The following is a 20,497-nucleotide window of genomic DNA, read 5'->3' on the forward strand; positions in this document are numbered from 1 at the left end:
GTAAAAAAGCGATATTTCGGTTATTCGATTAACCTTCGATAAAAAATCAGGAGCAGGTATGACCACAGTCACTTTGGCGCAGGTAGCTGAGCGCGCGGGAGTCTCCACGGCGACCGTGTCGATGGTATTGCGTAACCGGGGGCGAATTTCTCAGGCTACACGCGACCGGGTGCTTAAAGCGCTGGATGATGCTGGCTATGTGTATAATCAAACCGCCGCTAACCTGCGTAACCGGAGCAGTAATCAGGTTGGATTGTTGCTCCACGATATCACTAACCCTTTTTACGGCGAGATGACTGCAGGGCTAAGCCATGAGATGGAACGACATGATCTGTTGTTGTTTCTGGCAAATAGCGAAGAGTCAGGGGAACGGCAGCAAAAATTTGTCGACTCTTTGATGCGCAATAATGCCTGCGGCATGGTGCTCTGCGCGGCGCGCGAGACGCCGACATCCTTCTTCGAGGCGCTGAAAAGGCGCAATATCCCCGCCATTATGGTCGTCCGTCCCCTTAGCGATCCTGATTTTGATTTTGTCGGAACCGATAACTTTCTCGGTACGCAAATGGCCACCACCCATTTAGTCAGAATGGGTCATAAGAATATTGCGTTTATTGGGGGGGGGCCTGGTTCTGGCAGTCGGACACAGCGTATCGGTGGCTTCACCAGCACATTGCTGGAACAAGGAATATCGCCGAATCCAGAATGGATCGTGGCTACGCAGGCCAGCCAAATTGACGGCGCAAAAGTAGCGGAGTCTCTTCTTCTGCGTTACCCGCAAATTACCGCCGCCGTTTGTTATCAGGATATTGTGGCGCTTGGGGTTATGCAGGCGCTACGTAAAATGGGGCGGGAACCTGGGCGGGATTTTGCGCTGGTGGGGTTTGATGACATCACCGAAGCGGCGCTGGTACAACCTGCGCTTACCACCGTGTCGGTGGCGGCAAAAGAGATAGGTCGTAAGGCTGGAGAGCTGCTTTATAGCCGTATTCAGGGAAATGACGAACCGCCGAAACGTATTATCCTGCCGCCGGCGCTGGTAGTCAGAGAATCATGTGGTTTTTGCTGATCGTCATGCCTTTTACTGATATCTCTGGCTGTTTATCATTAAATTCTAATTATCGACGTTTTCGGCTGGCGGCGCAGCGATGCGCTGGTTACTCTGAAAACGATTTACGCAAAATTAACAAAAGAGAATAGCTATGCATGATGCACAAATCCGCGTTGCCATCGCGGGAGCCGGAGGACGCATGGGGCGTCAGTTGATTCAGGCCACACTTGGCATGGATGGCGTACAGCTTGGCGCGGTGCTGGAGCGCGAAGGCTCTTCCTTACTGGGAAGCGATGCCGGAGAGTTAGCGGGAGCCGGGAAAACAGGCGTTACCGTACAAAGCAGCCTTGAGGCGGTGAAAGATGATTTCGATGTTTTCATCGATTTCACGCGCCCGGAAGGCACGCTGACACATCTGACGTTTTGCCGCCAGCACGGTAAAGGGATGGTGATTGGCACCACCGGGTTTGATGATGTTGGTAAGCAGGCTATTCGCGATGCTGCGCAGGAGATTGCTATCGTTTTCGCTGCGAACTTTAGCGTCGGCGTTAACGTCATGCTCAAGCTGCTGGAGAAAGCGGCAAAAGTGATGGGGGACTATACCGATATTGAGATTATCGAAGCGCATCACCGCCACAAAGTGGATGCCCCATCGGGGACGGCGCTGGCAATGGGCGAGGCGATCGCCGGGGCGTTGGATAAAGATCTGAAAGACTGCGCGGTCTACACGCGCGAAGGTTATACCGGCGAGCGTGTGCCGGGCACTATTGGTTTTGCGACCGTACGCGCCGGTGACATTGTCGGCGAACATACCGCAATGTTTGCTGATATTGGCGAGCGTATTGAAATCACCCATAAAGCATCCAGTCGCATGACGTTTGCCAATGGCGCAGTGAGATCGGCTGTTTGGCTGAAATCTAAGTCAAACGGTCTTTTTGATATGAAAGATGTGCTTGATTTACGCAGTTTATAGATTTTGTTACCCTTCGTGATGTGGTTATTGTAATCATAATTATTTGATTACATAGGGCAATATTTTATTGCCCTTTAATTTTTTGCATTTTGGCTTGGTTTTTTATTTAAGGACGTATTTGTTTATGTCTTTATGCTTTATTCTGTTATCTCAATGTAAATTTTGACCAAATGGTCCACTTTTTTCTATCACTCTTCCGGTTTTTACACTCTTTACCTACCGCAAGCGTTTTCCACCCTGAGTTAGATGATCTTTTTGCCTGTTAAATCGAATGATTTATTCCAGTGGCGTAAAATAATAATAAAAATTACCCTTTTGGGTAGACTTTTACGTGGGCTATCTCTAGAATGCCGCCGTTTGCCAGAAATCCATAGGTAAGCAAATTTGCATTGATTCATGAGGTGTTAATGAATTAATATGCAAATAAAGTGAGTGAATATTCTCTGGAGGGTGTTTTGATTAAGTCAGCGCTATTGGTTCTGGAAGACGGAACCCAGTTTCACGGTCGGGCCATAGGGGCAACAGGTTCGGCGGTTGGGGAAGTCGTTTTCAATACTTCAATGACCGGTTATCAAGAAATCCTCACTGATCCTTCCTATTCTCGCCAAATCGTCACTCTTACTTATCCCCATATTGGTAATGTCGGCACCAATGCCGCCGATGAAGAGTCTTCTCAGGTTCACGCTCAGGGTCTGGTTATTCGCGACCTGCCGCTGATTGCCAGCAACTTCCGCAACACCGAAGACCTCTCTTCTTACCTGAAACGCCATAACATCGTGGCGATTGCCGATATCGATACCCGTAAGCTGACGCGACTGCTGCGCGAGAAGGGCGCTCAGAACGGCTGCATCATTGCAGGCGATAATCTGGATGCTACGTTGGCCTTAGAAAAGGCCAAAGCGTTCCCAGGCTTAAATGGGATGGACCTGGCAAAAGAAGTGACTACCGCTGAATCCTACAGCTGGACGCAGGGTAGCTGGACGATTTCGGGGGACCTGCCGGAAGCCAGGTCCGCAGAAGAGCTGCCGTTCCACGTGGTGGCCTACGATTTTGGCGCCAAGCGCAACATCCTGCGCATGCTGGTGGACCGCGGCTGCCGCCTGACGGTGGTACCGGCGAAAACTTCCGCTGAAGAAGTGCTGGCGATGAATCCGGACGGCGTGTTCCTGTCTAACGGCCCCGGCGACCCGGCACCGTGCGACTATGCCATCGACGCGATTGAGAAATTCCTCCAGACCGACATTCCGGTATTTGGCATCTGCCTCGGCCATCAACTGCTGGCGCTGGCGAGCGGTGCGAAGACCATCAAGATGAAATTTGGTCACCACGGTGGTAACCACCCGGTGAAAGACATGGATAAGAATGTGGTGATGATCACCGCGCAGAACCACGGTTTTGCGGTTGATGAAGACTCTCTGCCAGCCAACCTGCGCGTGACCCACAAATCCCTGTTCGACGGTACCCTGCAAGGGATTCACCGTACCGATAAACCGGCGTTCAGCTTCCAGGGCCACCCAGAGGCGAGTCCAGGCCCGCACGATGCGGCGCCGCTGTTCGACCACTTTATCGAGCTTATTGAGCAATACCGTCAGTCCGCGAAATAATCAGGAGTAATAAGAGCCATGCCAAAACGTACAGACATAAAAAGTATCCTGATTCTGGGCGCGGGCCCGATTGTTATCGGTCAGGCGTGTGAGTTTGACTACTCCGGTGCCCAGGCGTGTAAAGCGCTGCGCGAAGAGGGCTACCGCGTTATTCTGGTGAACTCTAACCCGGCAACCATCATGACCGACCCGGAAATGGCCGATGCGACCTACATCGAGCCGATTAACTGGGAAGTGGTACGCAAAATCATCGAAAAAGAGCGTCCGGATGCGGTGCTGCCGACCATGGGCGGCCAGACGGCGCTGAACTGTGCGCTGGAGCTGGAGCGTCAGGGCGTGCTGGAAGAGTTCGGCGTGACCATGATTGGTGCGACCGCCGATGCGATTGATAAAGCAGAAGACCGTCGTCGCTTCGATGTGGCAATGAAGAAAATCGGCCTCGATACCGCGCGTTCCGGTATCGCACACACTATGGAAGAAGCGCTGGCGGTTGCCGCTGACGTCGGCTTCCCGTGCATCATCCGGCCTAGCTTTACCATGGGCGGCACCGGCGGCGGTATCGCTTACAACCGCGAAGAGTTCGAAGAAATCTGCGAACGCGGTCTGGATCTCTCGCCAACCAACGAGCTGCTGATTGATGAATCGCTGATCGGCTGGAAAGAGTACGAGATGGAAGTGGTGCGTGATAAAAACGACAACTGCATCATCGTCTGCTCTATCGAAAACTTCGATGCGATGGGTATCCACACCGGTGACTCCATCACCGTGGCCCCGGCGCAGACCCTGACCGACAAAGAATACCAAATCATGCGTAACGCCTCGATGGCGGTACTGCGTGAAATCGGCGTCGAGACCGGTGGTTCTAACGTCCAGTTCTCGGTGAACCCGAAAGACGGTCGTCTGATCGTTATCGAAATGAACCCGCGCGTCTCCCGCTCCTCGGCGCTGGCCTCGAAAGCCACCGGCTTCCCGATTGCCAAAGTCGCGGCCAAACTGGCGGTGGGTTACACCCTCGACGAACTGATGAACGACATCACCGGCGGGCGTACTCCGGCCTCCTTCGAGCCGTCTATCGACTACGTTGTCACCAAGATTCCACGCTTCAACTTCGAGAAATTCGCTGGCGCTAATGACCGTCTGACCACCCAGATGAAATCTGTCGGCGAAGTGATGGCGATTGGCCGCACGCAGCAGGAATCCCTGCAAAAAGCGCTGCGCGGCCTGGAAGTGGGCGCCACCGGTTTCGACCCGAAAGTGAGCCTCGACGACCCGGAAGCGCTGACCAAAATCCGCCGCGAGCTGAAAGATGCGGGCGCTGAGCGTATCTGGTACATCGCCGATGCGTTCCGCGCGGGCCTCTCCGTCGACGGCGTGTTCAACCTGACCAACATCGACCGCTGGTTCCTGGTGCAGATTGAAGAGCTGGTGCGTCTGGAAGAGAAAGTGGCGGAAGTGGGCATTAACGGCCTCAACGCTGACTTCCTGTTCCACCTGAAGCGTAAAGGTTTTGCCGATGCGCGCCTGGCGAAGCTGGCAGGCGTGCGCGAAGCGGAAATCCGCAAGCTGCGCGACCAGTACAACCTGCATCCGGTCTACAAGCGCGTGGATACCTGCGCGGCGGAATTCGCCACCGATACCGCCTACATGTACTCCACCTATGAAGAAGAGTGCGAATCTAACCCGTCCGTTGACCGCGATAAAATCATGGTCCTCGGCGGCGGCCCGAACCGTATCGGCCAGGGTATCGAATTTGACTACTGCTGCGTACACGCCTCGCTGGCGCTGCGCGAAGACGGCTACGAGACCATCATGGTCAACTGTAACCCGGAAACCGTCTCCACCGACTACGACACTTCCGACCGTCTGTACTTCGAGCCGGTCACGCTGGAAGACGTGCTGGAAATCGTGCGCATCGAGAAGCCGAAGGGCGTCATCGTGCAGTACGGCGGCCAGACCCCGCTGAAGCTGGCGCGTGAACTGGAAGCCGCAGGCGTACCGGTTATCGGCACCAGTCCGGACGCCATCGACCGCGCGGAAGACCGTGAACGCTTCCAGCACGCGGTTGACCGTCTGAAGCTGAAGCAGCCGGCGAACGCCACCGTCACCGCCATTGAACAAGCGGTTGAGAAGGCGAAAGAGATTGGTTACCCGCTGGTGGTGCGCCCATCCTACGTACTGGGCGGCCGCGCGATGGAAATCGTCTATGACGAAGCCGACCTGCGTCGCTACTTCCAGACTGCGGTCAGCGTGTCTAACGATGCGCCGGTGCTGCTGGACCGCTTCCTTGATGATGCGATTGAAGTCGACGTTGACGCCATCTGCGACGGCGAAATGGTGCTGATTGGCGGCATCATGGAACACATCGAGCAGGCGGGCGTACACTCCGGTGACTCCGCCTGTTCCCTGCCAGCCTACACGCTGAGCCAGGAGATTCAGGATGTGATGCGCCAGCAGGTGCAGAAGCTGGCCTTCGAGTTGCAGGTGCGCGGCCTGATGAACGTGCAGTTTGCGGTGAAAGACAACGAAGTCTACCTGATTGAAGTTAACCCGCGTGCGGCTCGTACCGTACCGTTCGTCTCCAAAGCCACCGGCGTACCGCTGGCGAAAGTGGCGGCGCGCGTGATGGCCGGCAAATCGCTGACCGAGCAGGGCGTGACCAAAGAAATTATTCCACCGTACTACTCGGTGAAAGAAGTGGTGCTGCCGTTCAACAAATTCCCGGGCGTAGACCCGCTGTTAGGGCCAGAAATGCGCTCTACCGGGGAGGTGATGGGCGTGGGCCGTACCTTCGCGGAAGCGTTCGCCAAGGCACAGCTGGGCAGTAACTCCACCATGAAGAAACAGGGCCGTGCGCTGCTCTCCGTTCGCGAAGGTGACAAAGAGCGCGTGGTTGACCTGGCCGCTAAGCTGCTGAAACAGGGCTTCGAGCTGGATGCCACCCACGGTACCGCGATTGTGCTGGGCGAAGCCGGTATCAACCCGCGTCTGGTGAACAAGGTGCATGAAGGTCGTCCGCACATTCAGGACCGCATCAAGAATGGCGAATATACCTACATCATCAACACCACCGCAGGTCGTCAGGCGATTGAAGACTCCAAGCTGATTCGCCGCAGCGCGCTGCAGTACAAAGTGCACTACGACACTACACTGAACGGCGGCTTCGCCACCGCGATGGCGCTGAACGCGGACGCTACCGAGAAAGTAACCTCGGTGCAGGAAATGCACGCGCAGATCAAAAAGTAATAAACTGAAGATATCGGTGATATTGCCGTTAATTGGATCTGCAATATAAATTACAAACGGTTCCTGTATAGGAACCGTTTTTTTTACTCTTTCAGGTCATTCCTGGAGAAGTCCGTTTCCGTAACCACATTTTCAATGTAATAAGCACGATATTGCTCACACTAATCAACATTCAAGTCGCATACTATCTTTATATCCACAATTTTAATATGGCTTGGTTTTTATTAATTTGGACAGGCCGTAGCCAGATTTTTAATTTGTGAAATGGTGTGCTTATGTGTGAAAAATATGTTGAAAGACCGCTTTATTTGTTAATCGCTGACTGGATGATGGCAGAGGACCGATGGATTACTGCCAAGGAGATTTCCCGTCAATTTGATATTGAACACTGCAAAGCAATTAATACGCTCTCCTATATTCTGTCAGAAGTGGGGGAAATTGTTTGTGAAGTGAAGATGATCCCTAACCAGATTGCAGGACGAGGCTGTCAGTGCCAGCGTCTGGTGAAAGTCGTGAGTATTGATTCTCATCTCTATCGCCGATTGAATCATAATTTGCAGGAAAGAAAAGTGAGCGTGGCGAAAACACCGCGCCTGTCAGCGGTTCCTCCAACAGAGCTTAACCGTGAGCAGAAATGGCAGATGATGCTGTCAAAAAGTATGCGTCGCTAATTGTCTGTTTACCTGATGGCTGTATAAACGGTGATTGACGCGTAGGCCGGATAAGCGTGAGCGCATCCGGCATCAATTACTGTGCTGATTTTGGCTTTACGTCCGTCGTGCCTTTCAGGCGCGGCCGGTTTTCTTCGACCTGCGTTAACGGCTTCGTTTCAGATAACCCCGTTCGACAGCGGACCGCAAGATCCTGATATTCTTTGGTGTTGAGGCGTTTCCAGTGCAGCTCCTGGTCTGTGACCTGGCGTAGTACGCGCGCAGGTGAACCCACCAGCAGTTGCCTTGCCTCACCCTGAAATCCGGCTTTGACAAAACTCATGGCGGCGACAATGCTCTCTTCGCCAATTACTGCGCCGTCCATAATGACGCTGTTCATGCCGACCAGGGCGTCCCGTCCCACCACGCACCCATGTAAAATAGCGTCGTGGCCGATATGGCCGTTTTCATGCACGATGGTATCGGTATCGCAGTAGCCATGCATAATGCAGCCATCCTGCAGATTAGATCCTGCCTCCAGGATCAGGCGACCATAATCCCCACGCAATGACGCGAGTGGGCCAATATAAACACCAGCACCCACGATGACATCGCCAATCAGCACGGCGCTGGGATGGACAAACGCGTCCGGGTGCACCACCGGGATCAGTCCTTCAAAGGCGTAATAGCTCATGGTTTTACCTCGGTTTTTTTTGTCGGATGGCGGCGTAAACACCTTATCCGGCCTACGGTTGTGCATGTGTTGTAGGCCGGATAAGCGAAACGCCATCCGGCATAGTCACATTAACGACCTTTCCACACCGGATCGCGTTTTTCGGCAAATGCCAGCGGTCCTTCGAGCGCATCTTCTGAATGCAGTACCGAAGGATAATGCTTCAGCACGCCGCTGCGGATGTAGCGGTAGCCTTCTTCAACCGGCATTTCACTGGTCGCGCGATAAATCTCTTTCAGCGCCGCGATAGCCAGCGGAGCGCTATTGACCAGTTGTTGCGCCAGTTCGCGCGCGCTATCCATCAGTTCGCTCTGGCTGACAACGCGGTTCACGATCCCCCAACGCAGCGCTTCTTCGGCGCTCATTCGTCTGCCGGTCATTACCATTTCGTTGACGATAGCTGGTGGCAACAGCTTAGGCAGGCGCAAAACGCCGCCGCTGTCAGGCACGATGCCGAGCTTTGCTTCCGGCAGCGCGAAGCTGGCGTTTTCGGCGCAGACAATAAAGTCTGCCGCCAGCGCCAGTTCGAAACCGCCGCCAAACGCATAGCCGTTCACCGCGGCGATGACCGGCTTATCGAGGTCAAATATTTCGGTTAAACCGGCAAAGCCGCCGGGACCAAAATCGGCATCCGGCGCTTCACCTTCCGCTGCCGCTTTTAAGTCCCAGCCAGCAGAAAAGAATTTCTCACCGCCGCCGGTAATGATTGCTACGCGTAATTCCGGGTCGTCACGGAAATTAAGAAAAGCTTCACCCATCGCAAAACTGGTTTTGGCATCAATGGCATTCGCTTTAGGTCGGTCGAGGGTAATTTCCAGGATCGGGCCGTTACGGGTCAGATGTAATGATTCACTCATAGTTCATCTCCAGATAAATAGTTTCCCGGCGGGAGGGATTCCTGCCGGAAGGTTTATTTCAGATTTTTTTTGATTATTTTTCCTGAACAATTGCGCGGCAGGTCGGTTCTGATCTCCATAAAAGAGGGAACCTTGAATTTCGCCATATTGTTTTCGCAGAAGCTGAAAAACTCGGCCTCGCTTAATGTTTCACCTTCATTAAGGACAATAAATGCTTTAATGGCTTCATCACGGATCGCATCTTTAATACCAACCACTACAATGTCCTGAATTTTCGGATGTGCAGAAATAATATTTTCCAGCTCGACGCAGGAGACATTTTCCCCGCCGCGTTTAATCATGTTGCAGCGTCTGTCGACAAAATAGAAGTAGCCATCCTCATCCTGGTAACCCGAATCACCGGTATGTAACCAGCCCTCTGGTTCCAGCGCCCTGGCGGTTGCCTCCGGCTGCATGTAATACTCTTTGAAGATAGTCTTGCCGGGGATGCCTTTAATACAGATTTCGCCAATTTCTCCGGCGGGCAGCGGGCGATTTTGATCGTCGCGAATTTCAGCTTCATAGCTAAAACCCACGCGACCAATGGAAGGCCAGCGTCGTTTGTCTCCTGGACGGTCGCCAATAATTCCGACAATGGTTTCAGTCATACCATAAGAGGTCAGCAGCCTGACGCCAAAGCGTTCGGTAAAGGCGTCTTTTTCCTGCGCCGATAGATTGAGATAGAACATCACTTCACGCAGATGATGTTGCCTGTCCGTTGGCGCGGCGGGCTGCACCATCAGCGTGCGGATCATCATCGGGATGCACTCGGTCACCGTCGCCTGATATTTACGTACCTGACCCCAGAATGCTCGGGCGCTGTACTTTTCCAGCAGCACAAAGGTACTGCCGGCGGAAAAGGCTGGCATTGCCGCGGTACACTGACAGTCGATATGAAAAGCGGGCATCACCGTCATGTACACGTCATCATCGCGCAGGGCGATTTGCCAGGCAGAGTAGTAGCCCGCAAAACGCAGATTATAGTGGGTAATAACCACCCCTTTTGGACGCGAGGTGGTACCGGAGGTAAACAAAATTTCCGCCGTATCGTCAGTGGATAACGCTGGCGTATAGCACAGCGTGGCCGACTGACGTGCTTGCAGTTGGGAAAAGTGGCTCACGCCATCGTCAGCCGGAAGCTGCTCGCCAATCAGACAGATATGATTAAGCGGAGTGCTATTTTCCTGGCGTATTTCACGGTACATAGGATAAAACTGGGCGCTGGTAACCAGCAGGCTCACCTGGCTGTTTTGCAGGATCCAGGCACTTTCTTCGCCCAGTAAGCGGGCATTAATCGGCACCATAATGGCGCCGATTTTTGCCAGTCCAAACCAGCAAAAGATGAATTCCGGACAGTTATCCAGATGCAGTGCGACTCTATCGCCCTTGCGGATCCCTAAGGAATGAAAAAGGTTCGCCGTGCGGTTAATCTCTTCATTTAGCGAGGCATAGCTAAACTGCCGAACGATTCCCTCACAGGATTCGAAAATTAACGCCGTTTTATCTCCGTACACTTCGGCCAGGTCGTCCCACATCTGACGTAAGTTTTGTCCGCCAACGATATCCATATTGCTTTATCCACTGAAATCAGGCGTGAGCGCTAACCAACGAGCAGGTTAGCGCGTCGCGTTTATTCCTCAACCCTGGCCAGGCCTTTGCCGACCAGCTCATTTATGTCTGCTTCGCTATAACCAATGTTTTTCAGAATGGCGGCGGTATCCATGCCGTGTGATGGCATGCCACGCCAGATTTTCCCCGGGTTGTTTTTAAATTTCGGCATGATGTTCGGCCCTTTACAGGTGCGGCCGTCCATTGTTTGCCACTGAGTAATGGATTCGCGGGCAACGTACTGCGGATTACCTTCAAGTTCTGGAATGGTTAGCACCTTCGCACAGGCGATATTCAGCTCAGCAAAGCGCGCCTGAACTTCGGCGATAGTGTGTGTTGCCAGCCAGGCGTCCAGTTTCTCTTCGACGAGCGGGCCGTAAGGGCATTCCACGCGATGAATTAGCTGCGTGCCTTCCGGAACTTCCGGCGTACCGAGAATGTGGGCAAGGCCAATATCTTTAAAGCACTCGTTGATTTGCGTGATGCCGACCAACTCCATGACGATGTAACCATCGGCGCATTTATACAGGCCGCAGCCGGCGTAGTAGGGGTCCTTCCCTTTCGTCATACGTGGACAGATTTCGCCGCCGTTGAAGTAGTCCATCATGAAGTACTGACCCATGCGCAGCATCACTTCGTACATGGCGATATCAATGCTTTCACCTTTACCCGTTTCGCGCACTTTGTGCAGGGCAGCCAGCGCGGCTGTCGTCGCGGTCATCCCGGAGAAGTAATCGGCGGTATACGGGAAGGCTGGCATCGGTTGGTCAACGTCGCCGTTTTGGATCAGATAACCACTGAACGCCTGCGCGATGGTGTTATACGCCGGAAGATTGGTGTACTCCTCGGTACCAAACTGGCCGAAGCCAGAAAGGTGGGCAATGACCAGTTTCGGGTTATGTTCCCACAGCACTTCATCAGTAATACCGCGGCGCGCAAAGGCAGGGCCTTTACTGGCTTCAATGAAAATATCGGTGGTTTCCATCAGTTTCAGAAACGCTTCCCGACCTTCATCTTTGAAAATATTCAGCGACAGGGCGTGCAGGTTGCGGCGTGAGAGCTGCGGGTAGTTAGGCTGTACGCGGATGGTATCGGCCCATGCGACGTTTTCAATCCAGATAACCTCGGCGCCCCATTCGGCGAACATCTGTCCGGCGAACGGACCGGCGATTTCGATTCCTGAAAAAACAACGCGTACTCCAGCAAGCGGGCCAAAGGTTGGCATTGGTAAATGATTCATCATTTTTCTCCTGGCATTTTTTGTAGGCCCGGCAACTACGGCGCCACCGGGCATGTTGCCGGATGGCGGCGTAAACGCCTTATCCGGCCTACGAATCGTGCTGAATTAGCGGTATTGCTTGAGTACCGCACGACCCAACGTCAGGATCTGCATTTCGTCAGAACCACCAGAAACACGGTCAACGCGCAGGTCACGCCAGAAACGCGTGATGCGGTGGTTGCCCGCGATACCAACACCTCCCAGTACCTGCATGGCGGTGTCTACCACTTCAAACGCGGCGTTGGCGCAGAAGTATTTGCACATAGCCGCGTCGCCGGAGGTAATAGTGCCGTTATCCGCTTTCCACGCCGCTTCCAGCAGCATGTTTTTCATGGAGTTCAGTTTGATCGCCATATGCGCAAACTTCTCCTGAATCAGCTGGAAACGGCCAATAGTTTCACCAAACTGCACGCGCTGATTCGCGTAACGCGCAGCGTCTTCAAAAGCGCACATTGCGGTGCCGTAGTTGGTCAGCGCGACGAGGAAGCGTTCATGGTCAAACTCTTCTTTCACGCGGTTGAAGCCGTTACCTTCCCGACCGAACATGTCTTTTTCGTCCAGTTCAACGTCATCAAAGGTGATTTCACAGCAGCTATCCATGCGCAGACCAAGTTTCTCCAGTTTGTTGACCTTGATACCTGCTTTGCTCATGTCAACAAACCACTCGGTGTAAACAGGTTTATCCGGCGATGCACCGTCTCTCGCCATGACCACGATGTACGGGGTATAGGCGCTACTGGTGATAAAGCACTTACTGCCATTAAGATAAACCTTACCATTTTTGCGTGTATAAGTGGTTTTCAGACTACCAACATCCGATCCTGCTCCCGGTTCGGTGATAGCAGAGTTCCACATCTGCTTACCGGTACCCTGGAACGCCATGATTTTATCAATTTGCTCCTGAGTCCCTTCACGCAGGAAAGTGTTAAAACCTCCCGGTAATTGGTACAACACGTAAGTTGGTGCGCCAAGACGTCCCAGTTCCATCCAGACGGCGGCGACGGTAACAAAACCCGCTTCCAGACCGCCGTGTTCCTCCGGGATCAGCAGGCTATCAATGCCCATATCCGCCAGCGCTTTTACAAAACGCTCAGGGTAGACGCTGTCACGATCGCACTCGGCAAAATAAGCTTCCCAGTTCTCACTGGCCATCAGTTCACGAATACCGGCGACAAACAGTTCCTGCTCGTCATTTAAGTTGAAATCCATCTTTCAGCCTCTTGATCAATTGGGTTAATTAGAATTACTTGTCTTTCCAGTGCACTTTGGCGTCTTTAATAAAGGACAGCGTCACCATAATGTTGACGAAGAACAGCGGGCATCCTCCGGCGATAATCGCGGTCTGAATGGGCTTCAGCCCGCCCAGCGCCAGCAGAACGATACCGATGATGCCGACCAGAATGGACCAGCCGATGCGTACCAGCAGCGGCGGCTCTTCACCATCGCGAACTTCGCGACAGGTCGACATCGCCAGGGTGTAAGAGCAGGCGTTAATCAGCGTTACGGTGGCGATAAAGCAGAGGATAAAGAAACCCCACATGGTGGCGGTGCTGAGCGGCAAGGCGGCCCAGGTTTCGATAATGGCGCGCGCCACGCCGTGTTGCTCAATCAACTGCGGAATGTTGAGGATGTTTTTATCCATCAGCAGCAGCGTGTTACTGCCAAGGACAGTCCACAGGATCCAGGTAGACGCGGTCAGGCCCAGTACCATCCCGAAGCACAGTTCACGTACGGTACGACCCCGAGAAATACGGGCCAGGAAGATACTCATCTGGATGGCGTAAATAACCCACCACGCCCAGTAGAAAACGGTCCAGCCCTGCGGGAAGCCGCCTTTACCGATGGCATCGGTATAGAACAGCATCCGTGGCAGATGCATCAGCAGCATCCCTACAGAATCGGTGAAGTAGTTCATGATGAAGCTGGCACCGCTGACGATAAACACCCAGCCGAGCATCAGGAAGCTCAGGTAGCTACGCACATCGCTGGCGATTCTGACCCCTTTTTGCAGGCCGCAGGCCACGCAAATAGCGTTCAATATGATCCAGCAGGTAATGATGATGGCATCCAATTGCAGCGTATGCGGAATACCGAACAGCCATTGCATACACTCGGTGACCAGCGGGGTAGCCAGACCGAGGCTGGTGCCCATCGCGAAGATCAGCGCCACCAGGTAGAAGTTATCGACGATGGTACCGAACAACCCTTTCGCATGCTTTTCACCGACGAGCGGTACCAGCGTGGAGCTGGGGCGGATGACATCCATCTTGCGTACAAAGAAGAAGTAGGCGAAGGCCACGGAAAGGAAGCTATAGGTTGCCCACGGCAATGGCCCCCAGTGGAACAGGCTGTACGCCAGACCTATCTCTTTCGCGCCTGTGGAATTTGGTTCCAGACCGAACGGCGGGGTGGAGATATAGTAGTAGATCTCAATAGAGCCCCAGAACAGAACTGCAGCGGATGTACAGGAGGCGAACATCATGAAAATCCAGCTGGCGGTACTAAACTCCGGTTTTTCGTCGCCTAATCTCTTTTTAGCATAGGGGCCAAAAACCAGCCAGAACCAGCCGAAGAGCATGACGACCATATACCATTCAAATGCCCAACCCCAGACGTTGGTGACATAACTGAATACCGCATTAATAACGACGTTAGCGGCATCAAGATCTCTTACTGTTAGCCAGCAAAGTATCCCGACAATTATTAATGGCGGGAAAAAAACCTTCGGTTCAATTCCCGATTTTCTCTTTTCATTTTTCATAAGTGAATTCCAGTGTGAAAACGAAATTTATTTAGCGTGCCAGTCCATGAACGTTTGTTTATTTATTATTAATGATTTGTTGATAAGTTTTTAACCTCTGGGACGCCTCAGTGAGTAACTCATAATGGGTATTCATTTCGGGTGGTTCTGTTATCTGTGTCACACTTTTTCGTGCTGGTTATTTTGTGTTTAAATTCTTATTTTTGTTTTGTAAATCATTTAGTTGATGCTGATTTTTTAACTTTTTTAAGTGTCTGGCGTTCAATATTGTTGAGCCAGCAAACAATATTGAAAATTTTCATATTTGGCATATTTCTTTCAATATTGGTGAGGTGCGTAACACTATTGAAAGTTACGAATATCAATGTGTGACATTTTCAATATTGGTGATTAAGGTTTTATTTCCGAATTAAAGAGCGTGATATCTGTATTTAACACCGCCGATATAAATACGTTTCCTTCATGATTTCTGGAGATGCAATGAAGATAATTACTTGCTACAAATGCGTACCTGATGAACAGGATATTGCGATTAATAATGCTGATGGAACACTCGATTTCAGCAAAGCGGATGGCAAAATCAGCCAATATGATCTGAATGCAATTGAAGCTGCTTGCCAGTTAAAACAGCAGTTGGGAGACGCTCAGGTTGTCGCCATGAGCGTTGGCGGCAAAGCGCTGACCAATGCAAAAGGGCGCAAAGATGTCCTCTCTCGTGGCCCTGATGAACTGATTGTTGTGATTGACGATCAATTTGAGCAGGCGCTGCCGCAACAAACCGCCAGCGCGCTGGCTGCCGCCGCGCAAAAATCAGGTTTCGATCTGCTTATTTGCGGTGACGGTTCTTCCGATCTTTATGCTCAGCAGGTTGGTCTGCTGGTGGGCGAAGCGCTGAACGTTCCGGCGATTAACGGCGTGAGTAAGATCCTCTCTCTTACCGACAGCACATTGACGGTAGAACGCGAACTGGAAGATGAAGTTGAAACGCTGAGCATCCCGCTCCCGGCGGTGATCGCGGTTTCCACCGACATCAACACCCCACAAATCCCTTCGATGAAAGCCATTCTTGGCGCGGCGAAAAAACCGGTTCAGGTCTGGTCGCCTGCGGATATCGGGCTGAACAGCATATCCGCGTATTCCGTACAACAGGTTGCCGCACCGAAGCAGCGCGAGCGTCAGCGTGTGGTGATTGAAGGTGACGGGGAAGAACAAATCGCCGCGTTTGTCGAGAATCTGCGCAAAATCATTTAATTATCAGGGGATGTTATGAACAAATTTTCCAGTGTCTGGGTATTCAGCGATACCCCTTCTCGTCTGCCCGAACTGATGAGTGGCGCGCAGGCTGTAGGTGAAAAAGTTAACGCGTTCGTACTGAACGAAGCGGACAGCGCGACAGCATGTCATTTGGGCGCGGATCATGTCTGGCTGCTCAGCGGCAAACCAGAAGACCGCATGATCGAAGACTACGCTGATGCGATGGCTGAGACTATTCGTCAGCATAGCGAGGGCGGCGCGGTGCTGCTGCCGAATACGCGTCGAGGCAAGCTGTTGGCAGCAAAACTGGGCTATCGCTTGTCGGCTGCGGTTTCCAACGACGCCAGCGAAGTCGCCCTGCAGGATGGAAAAGCGGCGGTCAAACATATGGTCTACGGCGGTCTGGCGATAGGAGCGGAAACCATCGCTTCGCCGTTTGCCGTGATCACGCTTAGCAGCGGAACGTTTGACGCACAAGACCCGGACACTTCTCGCAGCGGCGAGATGCATACCGTGCAGTGGCAGGCTCCGGCCATTAACGTGACCCGCACCGCAACCCAGGCGCGTCAGAGCAACAGCGTTGACCTCGACAAAGCGCGTCTGGTGGTCAGCGTGGGACGTGGCATCGGCAGCAAAGAGAATATCTCGCTGGCCGAAGCGCTGTGCCAGACGATTGGCGCCGAGCTGGCCTGCTCTCGCCCGGTGGCGGAAAACGAGAAGTGGATGGAGCACGAGCGCTACGTCGGTATCTCCAACCTGATGCTCAAGCCTGAACTGTATCTGGCGGTGGGGATCTCCGGGCAGATCCAGCATATGGTTGGTGCCAACGGCGCGCAGACGATTTTCGCCATCAACAAAGATAAAAACGCGCCAATCTTCCAGTATGCAGATTTTGGCATCGTTGGCGATGCGCTGAAGATCCTGCCTGCGCTGACGGCTGCCTTAGCGCGATAAACCATTTCGGGCAGGATGCGAAGGTATCCTGCCGCTGACAGGAGTACGTATGTCCGAAGATATCTTTGATGCCATCATCGTGGGTGCAGGTCTGGCCGGTTCGGTTGCGGCGCTGGTGCTTGCTCGCGAAGGTGCACAGGTGCTGGTTATCGAGCGTGGCAATTCTGCTGGCGCGAAGAATGTCACCGGTGGGCGTTTGTATGCACATAGCCTGGAACGCATCATTCCCGGCTTTGCGGATCAGGCCCCCATTGAACGCATGATCACCCACGAAAAACTCGCCTTTATGACCGAAAAAGGGGCGATGACGATGGATTATTGCAACGGCGAGGACGCCGCATCGTCGCAAGTTTCTTATTCCGTTTTGCGCAGTAAATTTGACGCCTGGCTGATGGAGCAGGCCGAAGAGGCGGGGGCGCAACTGATCACCGGTATTCGCGTGGATAATGTCGTTCAGCGTGATGGCAAAGTCGTGGGCGTGGAAGCCGATGGCGATATTCTGGAAGCCAAAGTCGTAATCCTCGCTGATGGGGTGAATTCTCTGCTGGCTGAAAAGCTGGGCATGGCAAAGCGTGTTGAGGCATCGCATGTTGCTGTCGGCGTGAAGGAACTGATCGAATTGCCGAAGTCGGTAATTGAAGATCGTTTCCAGTTACAGGGCAACGAAGGTGCCGCCTGTCTGTTTGCCGGGGCGCCAACCGATGGTCTGATGGGCGGTGGCTTCCTGTATACGAATGAAACAACCCTTTCCCTGGGGCTGGTCTGTGGACTTCATCATCTGAAAGACGCGAAAAAATCGGTCCCGCAAATGCTGGAAGATTTCAAACAGCATCCGGCAGTTGCGCCGCTGATCGCCGGTGGCAAGCTGGTGGAATATGCCGCACACGTTGTACCCGAGGCGGGAATGAATATGCAGCCTGAACTGGTGGGCGATGGCGTACTGATTGCCGGAGACGCTGCCGGCATGTGTATGAACCTCGGCTTTACCATCCGTGGTATGGATCTCGCCATATCCGCAGGCGAAGCGGCGGCGAAAACGGTGCTTTCGGCGATGAAGCGTGACGATTTTAGCAAGCAGTCGTTGGGCGAATATCGTCAGCATCTCGACGAGGGTCCGATGCGCGATATGCGCATGTATCAGAAGCTTCCCGCTTTTCTTGATAATCCCCGCATGTTTACCGCTTATCCCGAAATGGCGGTCAGTATCGCGCGCGACCTGTTCACCGTGGATGGCTCCGCTCCGGTGCCAATGCGTAAAAAAATCCTGCGCCATGCGAAGAAAGTGGGCTTCATCAACCTGATGAAAGATGGTCTGAAAGGAGTGACCGTATTATGACATCTCCCGTCAATGTGGACGTCAAACTGGGCGTCAATAAGTTCAATGTGGATGAAGACAGCCCGCACATCATTCTCAAAACCGATCCTGATAAACAGGCACTGGAGGTGCTGATTAAGGCCTGTCCGGCGGGACTGTATAAAAAGCAGGACGACGGTAGCGTTCGTTTTGATTACGCCGGGTGCCTGGAGTGCGGAACGTGCCGGATCCTCGGCCTTGATACGGCGCTGGAAAAATGGGAATACCCACGCGGGACGTTTGGCGTGGAGTTCCGCTACGGCTAAACCTGGTGCCGGATGGTGGCTTCGCCTTATCCGGCCTACAGGCATAGTACGTAGGCCTTAAAGCTACGCGCCATCAGGCATTAAGTTAAATAAAACAGGACATCACCATGCAGCAGCCCAGGAACTTTGATGATATCAAATTTACCTCTATTCATCGCCGGATAATGCTATGGGGAAGCGGTGGGCCGTTTCTGGATGGTTATGTGCTGGTAATGATTGGCGTGGCGCTGGAACAGCTCACGCCAGCATTGAAACTGGATGCTGACTGGATTGGTCTACTGGGGGCCGGTACACTGGCTGGCCTGTTTATTGGTACATCGCTGTTTGGCTACATTTCTGATAAGGTCGGGCGGCGCAAAATGTTTATTATCGATATCATCGCCATTGGCGTGATATCGGCGGCGACGATGTTCGTTACCTCGCCCGTTGAACTGTTGGTGATGCGCGTGCTGATCGGCATTGTGATTGGCGCCGATTACCCGATCGCCACCTCGATGATTACCGAATTTTCCAATACCCGCCAGCGTGCCTTCTCTATCGGTTTTATCGCGGCTATGTGGTATGTCGGCGCAACCTGTGCCGATCTGGTCGGTTACTGTTTGTATGATGTTGAGGGCGGATGGCGCTGGATGCTAGGTAGCGCGGTGATCCCCTGTATTTTGATCCTGATTGGACGCTTCGACCTGCCTGAATCGCCGCGCTGGCTGCTGCGTAAGGGGCGGGTGAAAGAGTGCGAGGCGATGATGATCAAGCTGTTCGGCGAACCGGTGGTGTTCGACGAAGAAGCGCCGCAGGAGACGCGTTTTCTCCAGCTGTTTAACCGCCGCCATTTCCCATTTGTGCTGTTTGTTGCCGCCATCTGGACCTGTCAGGTGATCCCGATGTTCGCCATTTACACCTTTGGTCCGCAGATTGTTGGACTACTGGGACTGGGCGCCGGGAAAAGCGCCGCGTTGGGCAACGTGGTGATTAGCTTGTGCTTTATGCTGGGGTGTATTCCGCCGATGTTCTGGCTCAACAGCGCGGGGCGGCGACCGCTGTTGATTGGCAGCTTTATTATGATGACGCTGGCGCTGGCCGTACTGGGGTTAATTCCTGATATGGGGGCGTGGCTGGTGGTGCTGGCCTTTGCCGTATACGCATTTTTCTCTGGTGGTCCGGGGAATCTGCAGTGGCTATATCCTAACGAACTGTTTCCTACCGATATTCGCGCGTCTGCCGTCGGGGTGATTATGTCGTTAAGCCGCATCGGGACCATTGTTTCCACCTGGGCGCTACCGGTGTTCATTAGCAAATACGGCATCAGTAATGTCATGCTGATGGGGGCAGGAATTTCGCTGATTGGCCTGCTCGTGTCCATTGCTTTTGCACCAGAAACACGCGGTCTGACGTTGTCTCAAACCAGTCAGATGACGATTCGCAGTAAGCCCGTGACCAGGGCAGGCTATTAGGAGTGTTCTGTATTTTCCCTGTAACTCAGTCAGTTAGCCTACAGTTAATGTATATATCACTGAAAACGACTGAAAAGCAGGGAGAACACCATGCAAAAACATATCCTGATCACCTCTATTTTTACCGCAGCAGCACTGTTTACCGTCGCCGGTTGTTCCTCAAACCAGGCGGTGAAAACCACCGACGGCAAAACCATCGTCACCGACGGCAAACCGCAAGTGGATGATGATACTGGCCTGGTGTCATATAAAAATGCGCAAACAGGTAAGACGGAGCAGATTAACCGCGACCAGGTTAAAGATATGAGTGAGCTGGACAACTAACTCAGATTTTTCCATTTATCTACTCAATAATATTGACTGTTAGCCTGTGGATTAACTGACTAAACTCACTGTTATTACAATAATGCAGTGACACAGGCT

Annotated in this window: 17 protein-coding genes; 11 read left to right on the plus strand and 6 right to left on the minus strand. The window is 52.9% G+C overall.

Translation table 11 applies throughout. The features are described from left to right. Nucleotides 1–58: 58 nt before the first annotated feature. The 5 genes from FDW96_RS01800 to caiF all read left to right on the plus strand — a co-directional run bounded on the left by FDW96_RS01800 (nt 59) and on the right by caiF (nt 7,539). On the plus strand, nt 59–1,066 hold the full coding sequence (locus FDW96_RS01800; RefSeq protein ID WP_137365137.1) for a LacI family DNA-binding transcriptional regulator: 1,008 nt from the start codon (nt 59–61) through the stop codon (nt 1,064–1,066). A gap of 133 nt (nt 1,067–1,199) precedes the next feature. Beyond that, on the plus strand, nt 1,200–2,021 hold the full coding sequence (dapB, locus tag FDW96_RS01805) for a 4-hydroxy-tetrahydrodipicolinate reductase (RefSeq protein WP_137365138.1): 822 nt from the start codon (nt 1,200–1,202) through the stop codon (nt 2,019–2,021). A 455-nt stretch (nt 2,022–2,476) separates the two neighbouring features. Further along, on the plus strand, nt 2,477–3,625 hold the full coding sequence (gene carA, locus FDW96_RS01810; RefSeq protein WP_137365139.1) for a glutamine-hydrolyzing carbamoyl-phosphate synthase small subunit: 1,149 nt from the start codon (nt 2,477–2,479) through the stop codon (nt 3,623–3,625). An 18-nt stretch (nt 3,626–3,643) separates the two neighbouring features. Further along, entirely contained in the window at nt 3,644–6,868 is a 3,225-nt protein-coding gene (gene carB / locus FDW96_RS01815) for a carbamoyl-phosphate synthase large subunit (RefSeq protein WP_042312421.1), read from the plus strand. A gap of 275 nt (nt 6,869–7,143) precedes the next feature. Further along, complete coding sequence (caiF, locus tag FDW96_RS01820) at nt 7,144–7,539, plus strand: carnitine metabolism transcriptional regulator CaiF (protein ID WP_042312419.1); 396 nt, start codon at nt 7,144–7,146, stop codon at nt 7,537–7,539. Nucleotides 7,540–7,615: 76 nt separating this feature from the next. Here the strand turns inward: caiF and caiE are convergent, their stop codons facing one another. From caiE to caiT, 6 genes are all read right to left on the minus strand, one after another. Continuing rightward, the gene (gene caiE / locus FDW96_RS01825; RefSeq protein WP_137365140.1) at nt 7,616–8,212 is read right to left on the minus strand and encodes a carnitine operon protein CaiE; all 597 of its coding nucleotides are present in this window, start codon (nt 8,210–8,212) and stop codon (nt 7,616–7,618) included. Between the two features lie 110 nt (nt 8,213–8,322). Next, nucleotides 8,323–9,108: a crotonobetainyl-CoA hydratase gene (gene caiD, locus FDW96_RS01830; RefSeq protein ID WP_042312416.1), complete on the minus strand. Its 786-nt coding sequence runs from the start codon at nt 9,106–9,108 to the stop codon at nt 8,323–8,325. A gap of 53 nt (nt 9,109–9,161) precedes the next feature. Continuing rightward, nucleotides 9,162–10,715 carry a crotonobetaine/carnitine-CoA ligase gene (caiC, locus tag FDW96_RS01835; RefSeq protein WP_137365141.1) on the minus strand — a complete coding sequence of 518 codons (1,554 nt, stop codon included), beginning with the start codon at nt 10,713–10,715 and terminating at the stop codon, nt 9,162–9,164. Nucleotides 10,716–10,777: 62 nt separating this feature from the next. Continuing rightward, entirely contained in the window at nt 10,778–11,995 is a 1,218-nt protein-coding gene (caiB, locus tag FDW96_RS01840) for an L-carnitine CoA-transferase (RefSeq protein ID WP_042312412.1), read from the minus strand. A gap of 105 nt (nt 11,996–12,100) precedes the next feature. Beyond that, nucleotides 12,101–13,243, minus strand: a complete 1,143-nt coding sequence (gene caiA, locus FDW96_RS01845; RefSeq protein WP_003018898.1) for a crotonobetainyl-CoA dehydrogenase — start codon at nt 13,241–13,243, stop codon at nt 12,101–12,103. Nucleotides 13,244–13,277: 34 nt separating this feature from the next. Further along, the gene (gene caiT, locus FDW96_RS01850; RefSeq protein ID WP_042312410.1) at nt 13,278–14,795 is read right to left on the minus strand and encodes an L-carnitine/gamma-butyrobetaine antiporter; all 1,518 of its coding nucleotides are present in this window, start codon (nt 14,793–14,795) and stop codon (nt 13,278–13,280) included. Between the two features lie 480 nt (nt 14,796–15,275). On the opposite strand from caiT, the gene FDW96_RS01855 reads away from it, so the two are divergent. The 6 genes from FDW96_RS01855 to FDW96_RS01880 all read left to right on the plus strand — a co-directional run bounded on the left by FDW96_RS01855 (nt 15,276) and on the right by FDW96_RS01880 (nt 20,398). Further along, the gene (locus FDW96_RS01855; RefSeq protein ID WP_137365142.1) at nt 15,276–16,046 is read left to right on the plus strand and encodes an electron transfer flavoprotein FixA; all 771 of its coding nucleotides are present in this window, start codon (nt 15,276–15,278) and stop codon (nt 16,044–16,046) included. A gap of 15 nt (nt 16,047–16,061) precedes the next feature. Continuing rightward, nucleotides 16,062–17,003 (plus strand): electron transfer flavoprotein subunit alpha/FixB family protein, encoded by a 942-nt coding sequence (locus FDW96_RS01860; RefSeq protein ID WP_137365143.1) that lies wholly within the window; start codon nt 16,062–16,064, stop codon nt 17,001–17,003. A 49-nt stretch (nt 17,004–17,052) separates the two neighbouring features. Continuing rightward, nucleotides 17,053–18,339, plus strand: a complete 1,287-nt coding sequence (locus tag FDW96_RS01865) for an FAD-dependent oxidoreductase (RefSeq protein ID WP_042312403.1) — start codon at nt 17,053–17,055, stop codon at nt 18,337–18,339. Next, entirely contained in the window at nt 18,336–18,623 is a 288-nt protein-coding gene (gene fixX, locus FDW96_RS01870; RefSeq protein ID WP_000203736.1) for a ferredoxin-like protein FixX, read from the plus strand. Before FDW96_RS01865 ends, fixX begins: the two co-directional genes overlap by 4 nt. 107 nt (nt 18,624–18,730) lie before the next feature. Next, complete coding sequence (locus FDW96_RS01875) at nt 18,731–20,074, plus strand: MFS transporter (RefSeq protein ID WP_042312400.1); 1,344 nt, start codon at nt 18,731–18,733, stop codon at nt 20,072–20,074. A gap of 90 nt (nt 20,075–20,164) precedes the next feature. Next, nucleotides 20,165–20,398 (plus strand): YgdI/YgdR family lipoprotein, encoded by a 234-nt coding sequence (locus FDW96_RS01880; protein WP_003018880.1) that lies wholly within the window; start codon nt 20,165–20,167, stop codon nt 20,396–20,398. Nucleotides 20,399–20,497: the final 99 nt, after the last annotated feature.

The sequence above is a fragment of the Citrobacter sp. TBCS-15 genome (assembly GCF_005280815.1).
Lineage (GTDB): Bacteria > Pseudomonadota > Gammaproteobacteria > Enterobacterales > Enterobacteriaceae > Citrobacter > Citrobacter werkmanii.